The sequence below is a fragment of the Limnohabitans sp. WS1 genome (genome assembly GCF_003063265.1).
GTDB lineage: Bacteria > Pseudomonadota > Gammaproteobacteria > Burkholderiales > Burkholderiaceae_C > Limnohabitans_A.
In genome coordinates this window covers 104,226-121,924 of record NZ_NERU01000012.1, presented here as the reverse complement: position 1 = coordinate 121,924, position 17,699 = coordinate 104,226, and the positions used below count along the sequence as shown (strand labels likewise).

Genomic DNA, 17,699 nt, shown 5'->3' with positions numbered 1-17,699 from the left:
ACTAAAATGAAAGCTTATTTTAAGGGTTGACCCTGACCGCTGGAGGTCAGTCACCGCAAATGTTGAGACTCACTTGCAAGCACCTCTGCCTTTTTTGATGACCCGTTTGGCCGCATGGCTGGGTGTGTCTTTGGTCGCTGTCATTGTTTTTTGGCTGCTTGCGCCTGTTTTGGCCCCCTTTGTGGTGGCGGGGGTGATGGCTTATGTCTTGCACCCTTTGGTGCTCCGCTTGGACAAGCTCACCCGGGGGCGTTTGCCCAATGCCTTGGCGGTGGTGCTGGTGGAGTTCATGGCCATCTTGCTGGTCTTGGGTGTTTTGCTCATGCTGGTGCCCATTTTGGTGCGCGAATGGCCTTTGCTTCAGCAGCAGTTGCCCTTGTTGCTCGACCGTCTGGTGGAGTTCATCAACCCCTTGTTGGCCCAGTTGGGCTTGAATGTGTCGCTGGATTTGCGGGACTTGAAATCTCAATTGGTCGCCTACCTCAGCGCCAACCGCGATGACTGGTGGGCCCCGCTCATGTCCTCACTCAAATTGGGCGGCAGTGCCGCTTTGGCTTTTTTGGGTTATGCGGTGTTGGTTCCGGTGGCGCTTTTTTACATGCTCAATGACTGGACCCGTTTGGTGAACATGTTGCTCGAATTGGTGCCCCCGGCATGGCGTGGTGGTTTTGACAGTTTCATGCACGACAGTGATTTGGTCTTGGGCGAGTATTTGCGAGGGCAATTGCTGGTGATGCTGGCTTTGGCTCTTTTTTATGCGGTGGGGCTCAGTTTGTTTGGCCTTGAATTGGCTTTGCCCATTGGGGTGTTCACCGGCTTGGCGGTGTTTGTGCCGTATTTGGGTTTTGGTTTGGGTTTGTTGCTGGCTTTGCTGGCCGGTTTGCTCCAGTTCGCCTCAGCGCAGGCGGTGTTGATGGTGGCGGTGGTGTTTGGCTTGGGGCAATTGATTGAGAGTTTTGTCCTCACGCCCAGACTGGTGGGTGAGCGCATTGGCTTGCATCCCTTGGCGGTTATTTTGGCTTTGATGGCCTTTGGTCAGGTGATGGGCTTTGTGGGGGTGTTGATCGCTTTGCCCGCCAGTGCGGTGTTGTTGGTGGCGCTGCGTCGTTTGCGCCACCGGTATCTGAACAGTGATTTGTACCAAAAGAGCGGTTCTGGCTTGGACGAACAAGGGTCAGACAGACCATGAAGCAGTTGGCTTTGGACATTGGTTTCGCGTCAACACCCACGCTGGACAATTTTTTTGCTGGGCCCAATGCGGCCGCATTGAGCCATTTGCGTTTATGGACAGACTCGGCCAGCCGCTCGCCAGTGCCCAGCTATTTGTGGGGTGAAAGTGGTTCGGGCAAAACCCATTTGCTGCACGCTGTGCACCATGCCTTGCAAGAGCAGGGCGCGCAGGTGGGGTGGCTTGATGCCCACACCATGGACCCGCCCGAGTTCAACGACGACTGGGCCGCTGTGCTGATGGACGATGTGCACCTGTACAACGCCGAGCAGCAGCACACCGCCTTCAATTGGTTCGTCAATGCCTTGACCCCCCGAAGCGGCACGCCTCGTTGGGTGTTGGCTGCAGGGGCTTTGCCACCAGCCGACCTGAAACTGCGTGACGACTTGCGCAGCCGCCTGGGCTGGGGACACATTGAAGCGCTGCAAGTACTGGGTGAGCCTGAACGCCGCGCTGTGCTGCGCCAAGAGGCCGACACCCGAGGCTTGTTTTTGAGCGATGAAGTCATGTCCTACATGCTCAAGCGCTTTTCGCGTGATCTGGGCAGCTTGATGCAGTTGCTCGACCACTTGGACCACTACGCCTTGCAAACCCAACGCGCCCTGACCATTCCGTTGGTGCGTGCGATGCTGGAGAACGAATGAAACTTGCGCTGTTTGACCTGGACCACACTTTGTTGCCGCTGGACTCTGACCACAGTTGGGGTGTGTTCACGACCGAGTTGGGCTGGAATGACCCGGTGGCGTTCAACCAGCGCAACGACGAGTTCTACGCGCATTACCAAGCGGGCACACTCGACATTCACGAGTACGTGCGATTTGCGACCCGCGCTGCTCTGGAAAAAGGGGCCACTGAGGCGGCCCATGCCCATGCCCGTTACATGGATGAAGTGATCCGCCCGCGCATCACGCCCGAGGCGCTGGCGCTGGTACGATCGCACCAGCACGCGGGGGACACGGTCATGATCGTGACCGCTACCAACGAATTTGTGACCCGCCCGATTGCCCAGGCCTTTGGGGTGAGCGAATTGATCGCGGTGGAACTTGAGCGTGATGTCAGCGGCTGGATCACGGGCGAGATCCGGGGGATTCCGTCATTTCGGGACGGTAAAGTGACCCGGGTGGCCCAGTGGCTGAGCCAGCAAGGGCTGGATTGGGTGGACGCAGAAATCACGTTCTATTCAGACTCCATGAACGACCTGCCCCTTTTGGAAAAAGCCCACCATCCGGTGGCAACGAACCCTGACGCTCGGTTGCGTCAACTGGCCACAGAGCGTGGCTGGCGCATCCTCGAACTTTTTCAAGAATGATCAAACAATTCATCGACAAGCTGATGGGCAAAGGCCCCAAAAGCAACAAACCCCATTTTGGCCGCCGTACCGAGGTGCCTGCTTCGGTGCACGGCATCGACCCCAGCTTGGTGGACGAACGCGCCATCAACGTGACGCGCACACTGCAACAAGCCGGATACGAGGCTTATGTGGTGGGCGGTGCGGTGCGTGACTTGCTGCTGGGGCTGCGTCCCAAAGATTTTGATGTGGCCACCAACGCCACGCCCGAGCAGGTCAAGGGCCTGTTTCGCCGTGCTTTCATCATCGGTCGTCGTTTTCGCATCGTGCATGTGGTGTACGGCCGGGGGCGCGACAACGAGGTGATCGAAGTCTCGACCTTCCGTGCCCACCTGGACAACGCGGCGGCCGAACAAGTCAAAGGCAATGAGCGCACCAGCAAACGTCAGCTCGAAGGCATGCAGCATGCGGTCGACTCCAGCGGTCGGGTGCTGCGCGACAACGTCTGGGGCCCACAGGACGAGGACGCCACGCGCCGCGATTTCACTGTCAATGCCATGTACTACGACCCCGAGTCGCAAATCGTGGTGGATTACCACGGGGGCATACAGGATTCCAAAAAACGGGTGTTGCGCATGATTGGCGACCCGGTGGCGCGGTACCGCGAAGACCCGGTGCGCATCATCCGTGCCGTGCGCTTTGCGGCCAAGCTCAGCCCGCTGGGTTTCAAACTCGAGGCCAAAACCGCCAAACCGCTGGTTCAGGCCAGTGCTTTGTTGGCCGATGTGCCCCAAAGCCGGTTGTTTGATGAAATGTTGAAGTTGCTGCAGACAGGCCATGCACTGGCCTCCATTGAGCAACTCAAGGGCTTGGGTCTGGCCACCGGCATTTACCCTTTGCTGGATGTGGTGGTGGAGCGTGCCGACAGTGCCTTTGTGCAAGTGGCCTTGGCCGACACCGACCGCCGTGTGGGCGAAGGCAAACCCGTGGCCCCCAGCTTTTTGCTCGCTTGTGTGTTGTGGGCCGATGTGCGTGATGCCTGGGCCGCCCGACTGGCCCGCAAGGAACACCCGCACCCGGCTTTGCAAGACGCGATCGACGAGGTGTTTGAGGCCCGCATTGGTGACGTGTCCGGTCGCGGCAAGCTGGCCGCTGACATGCGCGAGATCTGGATGATGCAGCCGCGCTTTGAAAAACGGGTGGGCAGCACGCCCTTTGGCTTGGTCGAGCAGCCACGCTTTCGCGCGGGCTTTGACTTTTTGCGTCTGCGGGCAGACATCGAAGAAGTGGATGTGCGCCTGGCCGACTGGTGGCAAGAGTTCAGCATGGCCAGTGATTCAGAGCGCGAAGACCTGGTGCAAGCCGCCAAGGTCGAGCAGCAAGCCTTGCTGGCGGCCAAGCCCCGCGTTCGCAGGGCACCCCGCCCCGAAGGTGCACCTGCGCCAGCCGAGAGCCGCCCTGCTGCCGAGGCTGACAGCGGTGACGATGCAGCTGCCAAAAAACGCCGCCGCCGTCGCCGCAAGCCCGGTGCTGCAGGCGATCAGGCGGGTGACGGCGGCAGCGCCGCTTGAATCTGTGAGCTGAAAGCAGGCAGGGGTGATCTTGCGAGACCCAGTCACCGCCTACGTGGCCTTGGGGGCCAATTTGGGCGATGCCCGCGCGGCTGTGCTGCAGGCCTTTGACGCATTGGCCTGTTTGCCCGGTACGCAAGTCACGGGCCGCTCAGCGCTGTACCGCACAGCGCCCCACGAAGCCCAAGGGCCCGACTTCATCAACGCGGTGGCCCGCATTCACACGTGTTTGATGGCCCCTGATGTGCTGAACGCCTTGCAAGCCATTGAGCACCAGGCCGGTCGTTTGCGACCCTATGTGAATGCCCCACGCAGCTTGGACCTGGACCTGCTGTTTTATGGCGATGCCTGCATGCACAGCCCTCGCTTGACGCTGCCCCACCCGCGTTGGCGCGAACGGGCCTTTGTGCTGGTCCCCTTGGCCGATGTGTGGCCACAAGGTGTGGGGCCTGAGGACTTGGCGCGAGTGGCGGGTCAGGCCATCGAGCGTGATGGAGTGGCACCCCAATGACTTTTTTCACCAGCTTGCCCGTGTCGCTGCAGACCCTCTTGCTTTTGCTGGCCAGCAACGTGTTCATGACTTTTGCCTGGTATGGGCACCTGCGCAACATGGCCACAGCCCCGTGGTATGCCGCCGCCTTGGTGAGTTGGGGCATTGCCCTGTTTGAATACCTGTTGCAGGTGCCAGCCAACCGCATTGGTTACACGCAGTTCAGCGTGGCGCAGCTCAAGATCATGCAAGAAGTCATCACCTTGAGTGTTTTTGTCCCTTTTGCGGTCTTTTATCTTGAAGAGCCCCTCAAGCTGGACTATTTGTGGGCGGCTTTGTGCATGGTGGGTGCGGTTTATTTCATTTTCAGAAGTCACTGATTTGTGGGGCCTCAATTCCTGTATTTCGTACGGTTAAACTCAGCAATGTCACGCCTTTGTCACATTTGACCTTGTACCGTTTTCAGGAGCTCTTCCATGCTGTTTGGCAAATTGCTGCCCAAAGAAGGCAACTTCTTCGAACTCTTCAACCAACATGCGGACCGCATTGTCGAGGCGGCTCGGGCCTTCTCCAATTTGGTGGCCAATTACAACGATGTGCACCTGCGCGAAAAGTACAACCGCGATGTGGACAACGCCGAGCATGCCGCTGACCGTGTGACCCAGGAAGTCAACCGCCTGATCCACACAACCTTCATTACCCCCATCGACCGCGAGCAAATCCACGCCCTCATCAACTTGATGGACGACGTGGCCGACCTGATCCAGGACTCTGCTGAAACCATGGCGCTGTATGACGTGCGCCACATGACCGAAGAAATCACCCGTTTGACAGATTTGTCCGTTCGCTGCTGCGAGCGGGTGCAAGATGCGGTCAAGTTGCTGTCCAAAATTGGTGAGCCGTCGGTGGCCGAGGCCGCCTTGAAGACCTGCGAAGAAATTGACCGCCTGGAGTCTGACGCCGACCGCGTGATGCGCAGCGCCATGAGCAAACTCTTCCGCGATGAACCCGATGTGCGCGAGCTCATCAAGCTCAAAGCCATTTACGAATTGCTGGAAACCATCACCGACAAGTGTGAAGACGTGGCCAACCAGATCGAGGGCATCGTCCTCGAAAACTCCTGATCTGTCGCGGGAATCCTGACTATGGAAACCGTACAAGCGGCCCTGTGGGTGGTGATCTTGCTGGTCGCCCTGGCCCTGATTTTTGACTTCATGAACGGCTTTCATGATGCGGCCAACTCCATTGCAACGGTGGTCTCCACGGGGGTGCTCAAGCCGGGGCAGGCGGTGGTGTTTGCTGCCTTCTTCAACTTCATCGCCATTTTTGTTTTTCACTTGAGCGTGGCCGCCACCGTGGGCAAAGGCATCGTGCAACCCGGTGTGGTCGACACGCATGTGGTGTTTGGTGCGCTGGTGGGGGCCATCACCTGGAACGTGATCACCTGGTATTACGGCATCCCCAGCAGCTCATCGCACGCCCTGATCGGCGGCATTGTGGGCGCCGTCATCGCCAAAGCCGGGGCAGGGGCCTTGATTTCAACGGGCATCATGAAAACCGTGGCCTTCATTTTTGTATCGCCTTTGCTCGGCTTTTTGCTGGGTTCCCTGATGATGGTGGCCGTGGCTCACCTCTTCAGGCGTGCCCGGCCGTCCAAGGTGGACAAGTGGTTCCGTCGCTTGCAGCTGGTGTCTGCCGGGGCCTACAGTCTGGGGCATGGCGGCAACGATGCGCAAAAAACCATCGGCATCATCTGGTTGCTGTTGATTTCCACGGGCTATGCCACCACGGCTGATGCTTCGCCCCCGGGTTGGGTCATCGTGAGTTGCTACTTGGCGATTGGTTTGGGCACCATGTTTGGCGGCTGGCGCATCGTCAAGACCATGGGTCAGAAAATCACCAAGCTCAAACCTGTGGGCGGCTTTTGTGCCGAAACGGGCGGTGCCATGACCTTGTTTTTGGCCACCACACTGGGTATTCCGGTGTCGACCACCCACACCATCACAGGGGCCATTGTGGGCGTGGGCTCTACCCAGCGGGCCAGCGCCGTGCGCTGGGGTGTGGCGGGCAACATTGTGTGGGCATGGGTCTTGACCATTCCGGCCAGTGCTTTTGTGGCCGCCTTGGCCTACTGGGTGAGTTTCCGGGTCTTTGATTGATTGCACGAGCGTGCAGCTGCTCGGCTGTTTTTGAGAAAGCCGCCCGAATGCACCGATCGGGCGGCTTTTTTCATTGGCTGATCAGGCGGGCCGCTTCGATCTGGTATTCAAAATAACGCTGAAAGCTGAACACCAGGCTGGCCATCAACACGGTGGTGCCCAAAAGCAAGGCCACTGCGATGCCAATGATCGTGCCCCAGTGGGTGCGGCCAGCTGGGTGGAGTGCTTCACTTTGGGGGTTGAATTTGGCATTCCATTTTTCAACTGAAGTCAGGCCATAAACAATCGCGTTCAAAGCGCAGCCGGCCATGGTGAAGCCCAGCAAAGGAATCAGCATCCAGCTGAGTGTGTCGTCCTGGCCAAATTGCTGCACACGCTCCAGCCCATAAAACCCCAAAGCGGTGGGAATGGGCAGCAACCAGCCCAGCATGTCGCTGAAACCATAAAGGTAAAAGCGGTGCAGCCCCAAGGGGCCGGTAAAAAAAGTCAACCAAGTGGCAATTGTTTTGTTTTTCATGGGGCTGATTATTGCGGAGCCGTGCTGTCGCCAGCGCCCAAAGGCTTTTCCATCATCACAATATCAAGCCAGCGCCCAAACTTCCAGCCGCAGGACTTGAGCACGCCGACGTGGCTGAAACCCAAGGCGGTGTGCACACCGATGGACCCCGCATTGGCCGAGTCACCGATAACAGCCAAAAACTTGCGCACCCCTGCGCGTTCGGCTTGGGCGCACAACTCGGCCAACAAAGCTTTGCCCATGCCCTTGCGGTGGGCGTCTGGGGCCAGGTAAATCGAGTCTTCGGCACAAAATCGGTAAGCCGCACGGGGCTTGAACACATTGCAATACGCAAAACCCATCAGGCGGCCTCCCTCTTCGATCACCAGATACGGAAAACCCTTGGACAGCACCTCGGCGCGGCGACTGGCCATGTCGGCCTCGGTTGGCGGATCGATCTCGAAGGTGCCTGTGCTGTTGAGCACATGGTGGCGGTAAATGGCGGTGATGGCCGCGACATCTTCGTCACGGCTGGGTCGGATGAGTGGCAAGTCAAGGCTCCCGTTGTATAATGGTGGGCTTTTCAGTGTGTCACTGGCCGGGTGGCCAGTTGCGTGTCTCAAACGCTGAAAGAAAACGGGCTTCCCAGCATTTGTTCTGGAGAAACCCAACCACCCAAGGATAAATCATGGTTGTTATTCGTTTGAACCGCGGCGGCTCTAAAGCACGTCCTTTCTTCAACATCGTCGTCGCCGACAAGCGCGTGCGTCGCGATGGTCGCTTCCTCGAGCGCATCGGTTTCTACAACCCCACAGCCAAAGGCGGCGAAGAAGGTCTGCGCATTGCACAAGACCGCCTGACTTACTGGCAAGGCGTTGGTGCTCAAGCTTCCCCCACTGTCGAACGCCTGATCCGTCAAGCTGGCAAAGCTGCTGCCTGATCGGCTGATGTTGGTGATGCGACCCCCATTAGAGACGGCGGCTCTGCCCGCTGACGCGATTGAGGTTGGACGCATTGCCGATGCTTGGGGCATCAAAGGCTGGTTCAAGGTCTTGCCCCACAGCGCCTCGCCCGAGGCGCTTTTTTCTTCCAAGCGCTGGTTTTTGTTGCCGCCCGATCGGCCCATGAAACCCAAGCGGCCCACGGAAGCTGCTGCCGCCAAGTCTGAGGCTGCCGCATGGACAGAACCTTTGCTGCTGCTTATCAAAGAGTCCAAAGACCATTCCGACACCATCGTGGCCACTGCCCACGACATCAACGACCGCAATGCCGCAGAGGCTTTGCGTGGCGCACGCATTTTTGTGCCCCGTTCAAGTTTTCCCACTGCGGCCGACGGCGAGTATTACTGGGTCGATCTGATCGGACTGCAAGTGCTCAACCGCGAAGGTGTGAATTTGGGTCAGGTGCGCGACCTCATGTCCACCGGCCCGCAAACGGTGCTGGTCATCGAAGATCATCCTGAGGTTGAAGGCGGTAAAGCTGTCGAGCGCATGATTCCTTTTGTGGCGGCTTTTGTTGATGGCGTTGATTTGCCAGGCAAGCGCATCACGGTCGACTGGCAGCCCGACTACTGAGCCGCCCCGGCCGTGGAGGGCCATCCCCATGCGCTTTGACATCATCACCCTGTTTCCCGAGCTGTTTGCACCGCTGTTGACCAGTGGCATCACACGCCGCGCTTACGAAAGTGGTTTGGTCGATGTGCGTTTGTGGAATCCCCGCGACCATGCCGAAGGCCATTACCGCCGGGTGGATGACCGGTCTTTTGGTGGTGGTCCGGGCATGGTTATGCTGGCCGAGCCCTTGTTCAAGTGCCTGATGGCCATTCGTGCTGAGCGACAAGAAGAGCAGCCCGCACCCTTGGTGTTGTTCTCACCGATTGGACAGGCGCTCAACCATACCGCTGTGGCGCAATGGTCAAACAGTGCTGGCGCTGTGCTGCTGTGCGGTCGCTACGAAGGCGTGGACCAGCGCTTCATTGACCACCATGTTGACCTGCAAATCAGTCTGGGTGACTTCGTGCTCTCGGGTGGCGAAATCGCGGCCATGGCTTTGCTGGACGCGGTGGCCCGTTTGCAGCCGGGCGTGCTCAATGACGAGGGCAGCCACCAACTCGACAGTTTCAATCCGGCGCTCGATGGTTTGCTCGATAGCCCCCATTACACCCGACCCGAAGTGTGGCAAGGCCATGCTGTTCCCGCGCCGTTGATGTCTGGCCACCATGCCAACATTGAACGCTGGCGACGTGAGCAAAGCCTGCGCCTGACGGCCTTGCACCGCCCTGAGCTGGTCGAGCAAGCCCGTGTGGCGGGCCGTCTTAGTCGTCAAGATGAAGCCTGCCTGAAGCTTCTTTGATGCACAGCAATGCCTCAAGGTGTTGCTAAGCCTTGTGAAAAAGTTATAATCAAAGGCTTTTCGATCCTCTACCCGCCGCGATTTGGCTCAGTCATGTTTCAAGCATGGCCTTTACAGCACAAAACGCCCCTTGTGTAGCGAGGCATGATCGGACGGAGTTCAAAAAATGAATTTGATTCAAACTCTTGAGCAGGAAGAAATTGCCCGTTTGGGTAAAGTGATTCCTGAATTTGCCCCCGGCGACACCGTGATCGTCAGCGTCAACGTGGTGGAAGGTGCGCGCAAGCGTGTCCAAGCTTACGAAGGTGTTGTGATCGCCAAGCGTAACCGTGGCCTGAACAGCGGCTTCACTGTGCGCAAGGTTTCCAGTGGCGAAGGCGTGGAGCGTACGTTCCAAACCTACAGCCCCGTGATCGCGAGCATCGAAGTCAAGCGTCGTGGTGATGTCCGCCGCGCCAAGCTGTACTACCTGCGTGACCGCAGCGGCAAGTCGGCACGTATCAAAGAAAAGTTGCCTCAGCGCAAAGCAGCTCCTGCTGCCAAAGCGTAAAGCCTTCTCGGCCATACAAAAAAACCGCCCGGGTTTGCGCCCAGGGCGGTTTTTTTGTGCCTTGTGCCATAGCACAGACTTTGTCTTGAACAAGCTGCACGGGCCCCATATGCGCAGCCCAAAAAAAAGCCTTGCATGGGCTGCAAGGCTTTCAAGTTTGGGCGACTCAGGGCCATATCAAGCCCAGAGCGCTAGAGGCGTCTGAACGCCCTGTCCATCAACCGCGCGTGATTTTCAGCACACGGGTGCCACCGCGCTTGGCAGGGCCTTCGCCTGCTGCATGGGGCTTGAAGTTGCTGGCACCAAACTGCTTGGGGCCGCGTGCAAACTTGTCGCCTGCACCTGCCGCGCCGCGTGGGGCAGGACGGGCGGCGTTGCGGTTGTCACCACCACGGTCTTCCCAGCGGCCACCTTGACGTGGACCGTCCTGGCGAGCGTCTTGGCGTGGGGCAGGGCGGCTGTCGCCCTTGTCCCAAGGGTGCGCAGGTGCGCCGCGCTGTTCAAAGCGATCACCACCGCGGTGCTCACCGCGTGGGGCGTCAAAACGGCCACCCTCTTTGCGGGCATCGAAGCGGGGTTCGCTGCGCTGCTCAAAGCGGGGCTGCTCGTCGCGGAAATTGCCACGCGGGGCGCGGTTGTCAAAGCCACCACCGTTGTCGCGGTCACGGTTGCCACCGAAGTCGCGGCCACCGGGGGCGGGACGGCCACCACGGAAACCACCGCCAGCATTGGCGTAGTTGCGCTCGCCACCAAAACGGTCACCGCCACGGCCCATGGGCTTGCGGGCTTCGGGCATGCGCACTTTGGGCTCGAGGCCTGGAATCACTTCGGCCTTGAAGGGCTGGCGTGTGTAGGACTCGATGTCACCGATTTTGCGGCGGTCACGGATTTCGGCAAAGGTCACAGCCAGGCCATCGCGGCCTGCACGGCCTGTGCGGCCAATGCGGTGGGTGTAGTCCTCGGCCTTCATCGGCAAGCCGAAATTGAAGACGTGGGTGATGGTGGGCACGTCGATGCCGCGTGCGGCCACGTCGGTGGCGACCAGGATCTGGACTTGCCCATTGCGCAGCGCCATCAGGCGGCGGTTGCGCATGCCCTGGCTCAGGGCGCCGTGCAGGGCCACAGCCGAGAAGCCGTCTTGCTGCAGGTCAGCGGCCAAGCCGTCGCACTCGATTTGGGTGCTGGAGAAAACGATGGCTTGGTCGATCGTGGCGTCACGCAACCAGTGGTCCAGCATCTGGCGCTTGTGTTGGGCGTTGTCGGCCCAGAACAGCACCTGCTTGATGTTGTTGTGCTTTTCCTGGGGGTTGTCGATCTGGATTTTCTGGACCGAAGAACCACCGTCGTGCATCACGCGCATGGCCAGTTGCTGAATGCGCGGCGCAAACGTGGCGCTGAACATCATGGTCTGGCGACGCTGGCTGGTCATGTCGTTGATGTCGGCCAAGTCGTCCGAGAAGCCCAGGTCAAGCATGCGGTCGGCTTCGTCCACCACCAAAAACTGCACTTGGTCCAGCTTGATCTGCATGGAGCGTTGCAGGTCGAGCAAACGGCCGGGGGTGGCCACGACCAGGTTGGCGTTTTGCAGCTTGGCAATTTGCAGCTGGTAAGGAATGCCGCCAACCACGTTGGCCACGCGCAGACCGCGTGTGTGCTTGACCAGCTCGATGGCGTCTTGTGCCACCTGTTGGGCCAATTCACGTGTAGGGCAAAGGATCAGGGCGCCGGGTGTTGGGGCCTTGAAGTTGCGTGGGTTGGTGGGGTCTTTGCGCTTGGCACGCTTGGGGGCGGGCTCGCCCTTGGCGGCAGCGTCGGCGCAGGCTTGTTCAAATTCAGCGCGTTCGGCGGCTTCTTGTTCGGCCATTTGCTGGATCAGCGTGTGCAGCACGGGCAACAAGAAGGCGGCGGTTTTGCCGCTGCCGGTTTGGCTGGAGACCATCAGGTCGGTGTAGCCATTGGACTTGCCGTCCTTGGAGCCGCCCGCAGTGGGCAGTGCCAAAGGAATGGCACGCAATTGCACGGCGGTGGGTTGGGTGTAACCCAGATCGGCCACGGCTTGCACCAGCTCAGGGGCCAGGCCCAGTTCGATGAAGCCATTGGGCACGTCGGCGACGGCTTCCACTTCTTCGGCTGCTTCAGTCGCGACTTCAGCGGCTGGCTCGGGGGTGATTTCGGCTGCAGCGGCGGCCATGATTTCGAGGGCCAAGTTGCTTGCTGCAGCTTGTGCAGTCGACTCGGTGGCCATGGATGTGATTTCGGCAGGCGACAAGTCGCTCTGCACTGGGTTCAAAGTGTCAGTCATGTGTGTATAAAAAACTCGCACGGAACAACGACCGCCAACAGAAAGCTGTTGCATAAGGTCTTAGCACCGCAAGGTTGAAAAAACATCAACCATCAAACGGTGCTCGCGAGGGCGCTGGGCGTGGAGCCTGGCCGATGTGAGTGACCCTATCGTTGGGTCAAGGCATGAAGGGAGATGTAAGAAATGCCGCACCTGAAATGCAGCAAGCCCACTATTATGGCACGGATCAAGAAAAAACGCTAGGGTTTTCCCTGAAAAAAATCACAGTCGGATGAAATGCTCGCGGTAATGCGCCAATTCGTCGATGGATTCGTGCACATCGGCCAAGGCGGTGTGCTTTTGCTGCTTCTTGAAGTTGGCATACACCTCGGGCTTCCAGCGGCGTGACAGTTCTTTGAGCGTACTCACATCCAAATTCCGGTAGTGGAAAAACGCTTCCAGCTTGGGCATGAACTTGACCAGAAAACGCCGGTCCTGGCTGATGGTGTTGCCGCACAGCGGTGACGCGCTCTTGGGCAGGTATTTTTTCAAGAACGCGAGGATCTGTTCTTCGGCATCGGCTTCGCTGGTCGTGGAGGCTTTGACCTTGTCGATCAAGCCGCTTTTGCCGTGGGTGCCCTTGTTCCACTTGTCCATTTGGTTGAGCAGCTCGTCGCTTTGGTGAATCACCAGCACAGGCCCTTCGATGCGGGGCGTGAGGTGCGGGCCAGTCACGATGACGGCGATCTCCAGCAGGCGCTCTTTTTCAGGGTCCAGGCCGGTCATCTCGCAATCGATCCAGACCAGGTTTTGGTCGGACTTGGGCAGCTCTGCGGCTTCTTGGGGGGTGGTGTTCACATCAGACATGCGCAGATTGTCGCTGATGCTGGCCCGCTGCACGGGCACACAAGCCCTTGCCAAGCTCAGCCAGACAAGGCCGCTTCTACAATACAGCGATGAATGCTTCCCTGACTTTGACCCTGACTCTGGTGGTGGCCTTGCTGGCCCATGTGGCGCTCAAGTTCTGGCTGAACGCCCGCCAGGTGCGGCATGTGGCCCGCCACCGCGATGCGGTGCCGCAGGCTTATACCGACACCATGACCTTGACCGACCACCAAAAAGCGGCCGATTACACCTTGGCCAAAGCGCGTTTGTCGCAGATTGACATTGCCCTGGATGCCGCCGTGCTGCTGGGCTGGACGCTGCTGGGCGGGCTCGATGCGCTCAACCAGGTGCTGCTGGGCTGGATGGGCCCGGGCATGACGCAGCAAGTCGCGCTGGTGCTGGGCTTCACGCTGGTCGGCGGTCTGATTGGATTGCCCCTGTCGCTCATGCAAACCTTTGGCGTGGAGCAGCGCTTTGGTTTCAACAAGATCACACCGGCTTTGTGGCTGGGCGACATGGCCAAGGGCCTGGCGCTGGGTTTGGTGCTGGGCCTGCCGCTTTTGTGGGTGGTGCTGTGGCTCATGCAAGCCGGGGGGCAATGGTGGTGGCTGTGGGCCTGGGGGGTGTTGGTGGGCTGGCAGTTGTTTTTGATGGCCATTGCGCCGAATGTGATCATGCCGCTCTTCAACAAATTCACGCCCTTGGAAGACGAGTCGCTCAAGGCCCGCGTGCAGGGCCTGATGCAACGCGCAGGCTTCACCGCCAAAGGTTTTTTTGTGATGGACGGAAGCCGCCGCTCGGCGCATTCCAATGCGTTTTTCACAGGCTTTGGGGCCAGCAAGCGCGTGGTGTTTTTTGACACCTTGCTCAAGCAACTGAGCCCGGCAGAAATGGAAGCGGTGCTGGCCCATGAGCTGGGTCACTTCAAGCACAAACACATCGTCAAGATGATGGCGACCAGCTTTGCCATGACGTTGGCCGGTTTGGCCTTGCTGGGCTGGCTGGCGCAGCAGGTTTGGTTTTACACAGGTCTGGGCGTGATGCCGAATTTGTCGGGCAGCAACGATGCCCTGGCGCTGGTCTTGTTCATGCTGGTCACACCCGTGTTCACCTTGTTCTTTGCGCCCGTGTCTTCGTGGCGTTCGCGCCAGCAAGAGTTCGAGGCCGATGCCTATGCGGTGTCGCAAACCCCGGGCAAGGACTTGTCTTCGGCCTTGCTCAAGCTGTACCAAGACAATGCCTCGACCCTCACGCCCGACCCTTGGTATGTGAAGTTTTATTATTCGCACCCCCCGGCCAGCGAGCGTTTGCTGAGGATGAAAACCGCATGAGCACCCCAGAAGTCAGGGCCCTCAAACCCACCGAAGTGATCATGGCGCTGGGCCAGATTCCGGGCTGGCGTTTGTCGGGCGATGGTGAGAACGTTGCTATTGAAAAGACCTTTGAATTTGACAGCCACACACATGCTTTGCTCTTCGTCAACAGCGTGGGTTGGTTGTCTGAAAAGCTCAACCATCACCCCGAGCTGGTCTTGACTTACAAACGATGTGTGGTTCGCTGGAACACGCACGATGTGCGCGGCCTGAGCCGACTTGATTTTGAGGCGGCCACCCAGACCGACGCCTTGTTAGCGGCAAAAGCCTGAATGAACAAACCCAAAACACGCCCGGCCTTGCCCCAGGCCCTCGATCTGGAGCCGGGTTTGGTGGTCGCCACTTATGGCCGCCACTGCCTGGTCGAAACCCCCGAAGGCCGACGCCTGATTTGCCACCCCCGGGGCAAGAAAAACCAGGTGGTGGTGGGTGACCAGGTGCTGTGGCAAATCACAGGCGACGAGGGCAGCATCGAAAAACTGCAAGAGCGCCGCAACCTGTTCTACCGGCAAGACGAAATCCGCACTAAATCTTTTGCGGCCAACCTGGACCGCGTGCTGATCCTGATCGCGGCCGACCCCGAGTATTCAGAAAGCCAACTCTCGCGCGCCTTGGTAGCCGCCGAGGCCGAGCGCATCACGCCCATCATCGCGCTCAACAAAAGCGACCTGGCCCAGCCCTTTGCCCAAGCTTGGGAGCGTCTGGCCCCTTACCGCGCCATGGGCTACAGCGTCATGCCCATCAGCCTGAGCCCGCGCAGCCCGGTGGCCGACGATGGCGTGGCCGCCTTGTGCAAGCATTTGCAAGGCCTGACCACCTTGGTGCTGGGCCCGTCGGGCAGTGGCAAAAGCACGCTGATCAACCGTTTGGTACCCGGTGCGCTGGTCGAGACGGGTGAAATTTCTCTGGCCCTCAACTCGGGCAAGCACACCACCACCAGCACGCGTTGGTACTGGGTGCCCGCGCTGGACGGGCTTGCTCAAGAGGGTGCTGAAACGGGCGCTGCACGCACCGCCTTGATCGATTCACCCGGTTTTCAGGAGTTTGGCCTGCACCACATCGAGCCCACCCGCCTGGCCGACTGCATGCCCGATTTGCGAAAGCACTTGGGCGGCTGCAAGTTCTACAACTGCACGCATTTGCACGAGCCCGGTTGCGCCGTGTTGGCGCAGGTTGAAACCGAGCAGCACCCCGGCACCATCAGCGTGCGCCGTCACCGCATTTACGCGCAGCTGTTTGAGGAATTGGGCCAGCAGCGCTGGTGAACGGTTCAGGCTCTGGGCGTTCTGCCCGAAGCCAGGCCGTACACGGGTGACTAACCGACCAAATTGGCCATGGTGAGCAAGGCCACCAGCACCAACCACATGATCACTGTGCGCCAAACCAAACCGACCACTTGGGCAAAGTGAGCAATCTCGGGCGAGCGACCGGGCGTGCTGCTGCTGTCCGAGGAGACAGCGCTGTCGTCATCGCTGGATTGAAGGGATGCGCCCCCGAGTCGGATGTTGATGGCCCCCGCCGTGGCCGCCAAAATCACACCATCGTTGTCTTCGGGAAAATTTTGCGCGTGGTTTCGCCAGCCATCCATGGCCTCTTCAAAACTGCCCACAATCGCAAAGCCCAGCGCGGTCATGCGCGACGGCAACCAATCCATGGCCACCCATGCGCGGGCGGCCACAGCACACAGAACTTCACTGGACACGGTGTTGGGGTTGGCCGACATGGGCCATTTGCGCTGCACAAATTCGGTCAAACGGTAAACCACCGCACCGACAGGCCCCAGGCCAATGATGGACAACACGGCATACCAAAAGAACACGCCGAACACATGCCGATGCGCGGCCACCATGGAGTATTCGATGACGTGTCGCACAATTTCGCTGCGCGGAATTTGCCCCACCTGCACCTGCTGCCATTCGGCCAGCAGTTCACGCGCCTTGTTTTCTTTGCTGTTTTCCAGGGCTTCCCGAATGCCCGTGAAATGGTGGCTGAATTGGCGAAAGCCCAAGGTCAGATAAAGCAAAGCCACGTTCCAGAGGACGGCCATGAACCACCCCAAGCCAAATTCCAATCCCCAGTGAACCAGCATGCTCAACAATGCAGGGCCAATGACCGCGATGCCCCATGTGATCCAGGCTTGTTGACGTGTGCCCGCGTCAAAGGTGCGGGCAACCCAGGCGGCCCATCGCCCAATGGTGGTGAAGACCAGGTTGTGGGTCTTCAAGGGTCGCGCTTGTTCGAGCACCAAGGCCAGCAAAATGGCAAAAAAACTCATGGTTTCCTCAGGGGTTCGGGTTGGCGGCCAAAAAACGGTAGAAATTGCGCAGCATGGCCGCTGTTGCGCCCCAAATGTACCGCTCGTGAGTCTGCACTTCCCCCGACGGTAAATGTTGGTGCTCAAGGTAAGGCATGGAAAACCACGTTCTTTGGCTGCCTTGCCAGTCCACGTTGTGGCGTCTGTGGTGCGCTGGGTTCATCAAAAAAGACAAAGGCACCTCAAACACATCGTCCACCTCATCCCGGTTGGGCGTCAGGTCAAAATCCGGTGTGACCAAGGCCACCACAGGCGTCACCCAAAACGCGGTCCCGGTGACATACAGAGGCAATTCACCCAAGACCTGCACATGGCGCGGGTGCAGTCCGACCTCTTCTTGGGCTTCGCGCAGCGCGGTGGCTTGCATGTCGGCATCCTCCGGGTCCACTTTGCCACCCGGAAAGGCAATTTGCCCCGAGTGTGTGGACATGTGGGCCGCACGGCGCGTCAACAAAAGGGTGGGCTCTGTGGCGTGTGCACCCCGCATCACAATCGGCACAAGCACCGCCGCTTTGGCCGGTGTTCGGTCAGAAAAGGACGGTTCGCGCTCCACTTCAGGCTGCCAAGCCAGGTTTTGCTGAAACCGGGCCCTCAAGGCATCGGGGTGCAACAGCTCAGGCGATACCGCAGGCATGTCGTGGTCCACTCGCCAAAAAGGGACGGTGCGGGGGTCAAAGTTCAAAGGTTTAGGCACAGGGGTGATTTATAACCG

At 59.2% G+C, this 17,699-nt stretch carries 21 protein-coding genes; 15 read left to right on the top strand and 6 right to left on the bottom strand.

Annotation, left to right across the window (positions count from 1 at the left end; all coding sequences use genetic code 11):
- Positions 1–97 precede the first annotated feature (97 nt).
- The 8 genes from B9Z48_RS14820 (at position 98) to B9Z48_RS14785 (ending at position 6,736) form a co-directional block, all read left to right on the top strand.
- On the top strand, positions 98–1,189 hold the full coding sequence (locus tag B9Z48_RS14820; protein ID WP_089963399.1) for an AI-2E family transporter: 1,092 nt from the start codon (positions 98–100) through the stop codon (positions 1,187–1,189).
- Positions 1,186–1,872, top strand: coding sequence for a DnaA regulatory inactivator Hda (gene hda, locus B9Z48_RS14815; RefSeq protein ID WP_089963346.1), 687 nt, complete (start codon positions 1,186–1,188; stop codon positions 1,870–1,872). The genes B9Z48_RS14820 and hda overlap by 4 nt, the downstream gene beginning before the upstream one ends.
- Entirely contained in the window at positions 1,869–2,537 is a 669-nt protein-coding gene (locus B9Z48_RS14810; RefSeq protein ID WP_089963344.1) for an HAD family phosphatase, read from the top strand. Before hda ends, B9Z48_RS14810 begins: the two co-directional genes overlap by 4 nt.
- The gene (pcnB, locus tag B9Z48_RS14805; RefSeq protein ID WP_089963342.1) at positions 2,534–4,087 is read left to right on the top strand and encodes a polynucleotide adenylyltransferase PcnB; all 1,554 of its coding nucleotides are present in this window, start codon (positions 2,534–2,536) and stop codon (positions 4,085–4,087) included. The genes B9Z48_RS14810 and pcnB overlap by 4 nt, the downstream gene beginning before the upstream one ends.
- Positions 4,088–4,118: 31 nt before the next feature.
- Positions 4,119–4,598, top strand: coding sequence for a 2-amino-4-hydroxy-6-hydroxymethyldihydropteridine diphosphokinase (folK, locus tag B9Z48_RS14800; RefSeq protein WP_089963398.1), 480 nt, complete (start codon positions 4,119–4,121; stop codon positions 4,596–4,598).
- On the top strand, positions 4,595–4,957 hold the full coding sequence (locus tag B9Z48_RS14795) for a DMT family protein (RefSeq protein ID WP_089963340.1): 363 nt from the start codon (positions 4,595–4,597) through the stop codon (positions 4,955–4,957). Before folK ends, B9Z48_RS14795 begins: the two co-directional genes overlap by 4 nt.
- 96 nt (positions 4,958–5,053) lie before the next feature.
- Entirely contained in the window at positions 5,054–5,701 is a 648-nt protein-coding gene (locus B9Z48_RS14790) for a DUF47 domain-containing protein (protein ID WP_108379371.1), read from the top strand.
- A 21-nt stretch (positions 5,702–5,722) separates the two neighbouring features.
- Positions 5,723–6,736: an inorganic phosphate transporter gene (locus tag B9Z48_RS14785; RefSeq protein WP_089963336.1), complete on the top strand. Its 1,014-nt coding sequence runs from the start codon at positions 5,723–5,725 to the stop codon at positions 6,734–6,736.
- Between the two features lie 70 nt (positions 6,737–6,806).
- On the opposite strand, the gene B9Z48_RS14780 is transcribed toward B9Z48_RS14785, so the two are convergent.
- Both B9Z48_RS14780 and B9Z48_RS14775 read right to left on the bottom strand, forming a co-directional pair.
- Entirely contained in the window at positions 6,807–7,253 is a 447-nt protein-coding gene (locus B9Z48_RS14780; RefSeq protein WP_089963334.1) for a hypothetical protein, read from the bottom strand.
- A gap of 8 nt (positions 7,254–7,261) precedes the next feature.
- Positions 7,262–7,783 (bottom strand): GNAT family N-acetyltransferase, encoded by a 522-nt coding sequence (locus B9Z48_RS14775; RefSeq protein WP_089963332.1) that lies wholly within the window; start codon positions 7,781–7,783, stop codon positions 7,262–7,264.
- A gap of 137 nt (positions 7,784–7,920) precedes the next feature.
- Here B9Z48_RS14775 and rpsP point away from each other — a divergent pair, with 137 nt between their 5' ends.
- From rpsP to rplS, 4 genes are all read left to right on the top strand, one after another.
- On the top strand, positions 7,921–8,172 hold the full coding sequence (gene rpsP, locus B9Z48_RS14770) for a 30S ribosomal protein S16 (RefSeq protein ID WP_089963330.1): 252 nt from the start codon (positions 7,921–7,923) through the stop codon (positions 8,170–8,172).
- Between the two features lie 16 nt (positions 8,173–8,188).
- Complete coding sequence (gene rimM / locus B9Z48_RS14765; RefSeq protein ID WP_089963395.1) at positions 8,189–8,806, top strand: ribosome maturation factor RimM; 618 nt, start codon at positions 8,189–8,191, stop codon at positions 8,804–8,806.
- A 28-nt stretch (positions 8,807–8,834) separates the two neighbouring features.
- Complete coding sequence (gene trmD, locus B9Z48_RS14760) at positions 8,835–9,584, top strand: tRNA (guanosine(37)-N1)-methyltransferase TrmD (protein WP_089963328.1); 750 nt, start codon at positions 8,835–8,837, stop codon at positions 9,582–9,584.
- A gap of 166 nt (positions 9,585–9,750) precedes the next feature.
- Positions 9,751–10,134 carry a 50S ribosomal protein L19 gene (rplS, locus tag B9Z48_RS14755; RefSeq protein ID WP_062405559.1) on the top strand — a complete coding sequence of 128 codons (384 nt, stop codon included), beginning with the start codon at positions 9,751–9,753 and terminating at the stop codon, positions 10,132–10,134.
- Positions 10,135–10,351: 217 nt separating this feature from the next.
- On the opposite strand, the gene B9Z48_RS14750 is transcribed toward rplS, so the two are convergent.
- Entirely contained in the window at positions 10,352–12,436 is a 2,085-nt protein-coding gene (locus tag B9Z48_RS14750; protein WP_089963326.1) for a DEAD/DEAH box helicase, read from the bottom strand.
- Between the two features lie 261 nt (positions 12,437–12,697).
- Positions 12,698–13,282, bottom strand: coding sequence for an oligoribonuclease (gene orn / locus B9Z48_RS14745; protein ID WP_089963393.1), 585 nt, complete (start codon positions 13,280–13,282; stop codon positions 12,698–12,700).
- An 89-nt stretch (positions 13,283–13,371) separates the two neighbouring features.
- Here orn and B9Z48_RS14740 point away from each other — a divergent pair, with 89 nt between their 5' ends.
- The 3 genes from B9Z48_RS14740 to rsgA are packed head-to-tail and all read left to right on the top strand — an operon-like array spanning position 13,372 to position 15,938.
- Entirely contained in the window at positions 13,372–14,631 is a 1,260-nt protein-coding gene (locus B9Z48_RS14740; RefSeq protein WP_089963324.1) for a M48 family metallopeptidase, read from the top strand.
- On the top strand, positions 14,628–14,945 hold the full coding sequence (locus tag B9Z48_RS14735; RefSeq protein WP_089963322.1) for a 4a-hydroxytetrahydrobiopterin dehydratase: 318 nt from the start codon (positions 14,628–14,630) through the stop codon (positions 14,943–14,945). Before B9Z48_RS14740 ends, B9Z48_RS14735 begins: the two co-directional genes overlap by 4 nt.
- Positions 14,946–15,938: a ribosome small subunit-dependent GTPase A gene (gene rsgA / locus B9Z48_RS14730; RefSeq protein WP_108379369.1), complete on the top strand. Its 993-nt coding sequence runs from the start codon at positions 14,946–14,948 to the stop codon at positions 15,936–15,938. It abuts the gene before it with no gap.
- Positions 15,939–15,988: 50 nt separating this feature from the next.
- Here the strand turns inward: rsgA and B9Z48_RS14725 are convergent, their stop codons facing one another.
- Positions 15,989–16,948, bottom strand: a complete 960-nt coding sequence (locus B9Z48_RS14725) for a CobD/CbiB family protein (RefSeq protein WP_108379367.1) — start codon at positions 16,946–16,948, stop codon at positions 15,989–15,991.
- Between the two features lie 7 nt (positions 16,949–16,955).
- Complete coding sequence (locus tag B9Z48_RS14720) at positions 16,956–17,681, bottom strand: CoA pyrophosphatase (RefSeq protein ID WP_228769370.1); 726 nt, start codon at positions 17,679–17,681, stop codon at positions 16,956–16,958.
- Positions 17,682–17,699: the final 18 nt, after the last annotated feature.

Excerpts from the sequence above, each read along its gene's own strand:
- B9Z48_RS14820 (WP_089963399.1), top strand. The coding sequence starts at position 98 with ATGACCCGTTTGGCCGCATGGCTGGGTGTGTCTTTGGTCGCTGTCATT.
- hda (WP_089963346.1), top strand. The coding sequence starts at position 1,186 with ATGAAGCAGTTGGCTTTGGACATTGGTTTCGCGTCAACACCCACGCTG.
- B9Z48_RS14810 (WP_089963344.1), top strand. The coding sequence starts at position 1,869 with ATGAAACTTGCGCTGTTTGACCTGGACCACACTTTGTTGCCGCTGGAC.
- pcnB (WP_089963342.1), top strand. The coding sequence starts at position 2,534 with ATGATCAAACAATTCATCGACAAGCTGATGGGCAAAGGCCCCAAAAGC.
- B9Z48_RS14795 (WP_089963340.1), top strand. The coding sequence starts at position 4,595 with ATGACTTTTTTCACCAGCTTGCCCGTGTCGCTGCAGACCCTCTTGCTT.
- B9Z48_RS14790 (WP_108379371.1), top strand. The coding sequence starts at position 5,054 with ATGCTGTTTGGCAAATTGCTGCCCAAAGAAGGCAACTTCTTCGAACTC.
- B9Z48_RS14785 (WP_089963336.1), top strand. The coding sequence starts at position 5,723 with ATGGAAACCGTACAAGCGGCCCTGTGGGTGGTGATCTTGCTGGTCGCC.
- B9Z48_RS14780 (WP_089963334.1), bottom strand. The coding sequence starts at position 7,253 with ATGAAAAACAAAACAATTGCCACTTGGTTGACTTTTTTTACCGGCCCC.
- rpsP (WP_089963330.1), top strand. The coding sequence starts at position 7,921 with ATGGTTGTTATTCGTTTGAACCGCGGCGGCTCTAAAGCACGTCCTTTC.
- rimM (WP_089963395.1), top strand. The coding sequence starts at position 8,189 with ATGCGACCCCCATTAGAGACGGCGGCTCTGCCCGCTGACGCGATTGAG.
- trmD (WP_089963328.1), top strand. The coding sequence starts at position 8,835 with ATGCGCTTTGACATCATCACCCTGTTTCCCGAGCTGTTTGCACCGCTG.
- rplS (WP_062405559.1), top strand. The coding sequence starts at position 9,751 with ATGAATTTGATTCAAACTCTTGAGCAGGAAGAAATTGCCCGTTTGGGT.
- B9Z48_RS14750 (WP_089963326.1), bottom strand. The coding sequence starts at position 12,436 with ATGACTGACACTTTGAACCCAGTGCAGAGCGACTTGTCGCCTGCCGAA.
- orn (WP_089963393.1), bottom strand. The coding sequence starts at position 13,282 with ATGTCTGATGTGAACACCACCCCCCAAGAAGCCGCAGAGCTGCCCAAG.
- B9Z48_RS14740 (WP_089963324.1), top strand. The coding sequence starts at position 13,372 with ATGAATGCTTCCCTGACTTTGACCCTGACTCTGGTGGTGGCCTTGCTG.
- B9Z48_RS14735 (WP_089963322.1), top strand. The coding sequence starts at position 14,628 with ATGAGCACCCCAGAAGTCAGGGCCCTCAAACCCACCGAAGTGATCATG.
- rsgA (WP_108379369.1), top strand. The coding sequence starts at position 14,946 with ATGAACAAACCCAAAACACGCCCGGCCTTGCCCCAGGCCCTCGATCTG.
- B9Z48_RS14725 (WP_108379367.1), bottom strand. The coding sequence starts at position 16,948 with ATGAGTTTTTTTGCCATTTTGCTGGCCTTGGTGCTCGAACAAGCGCGA.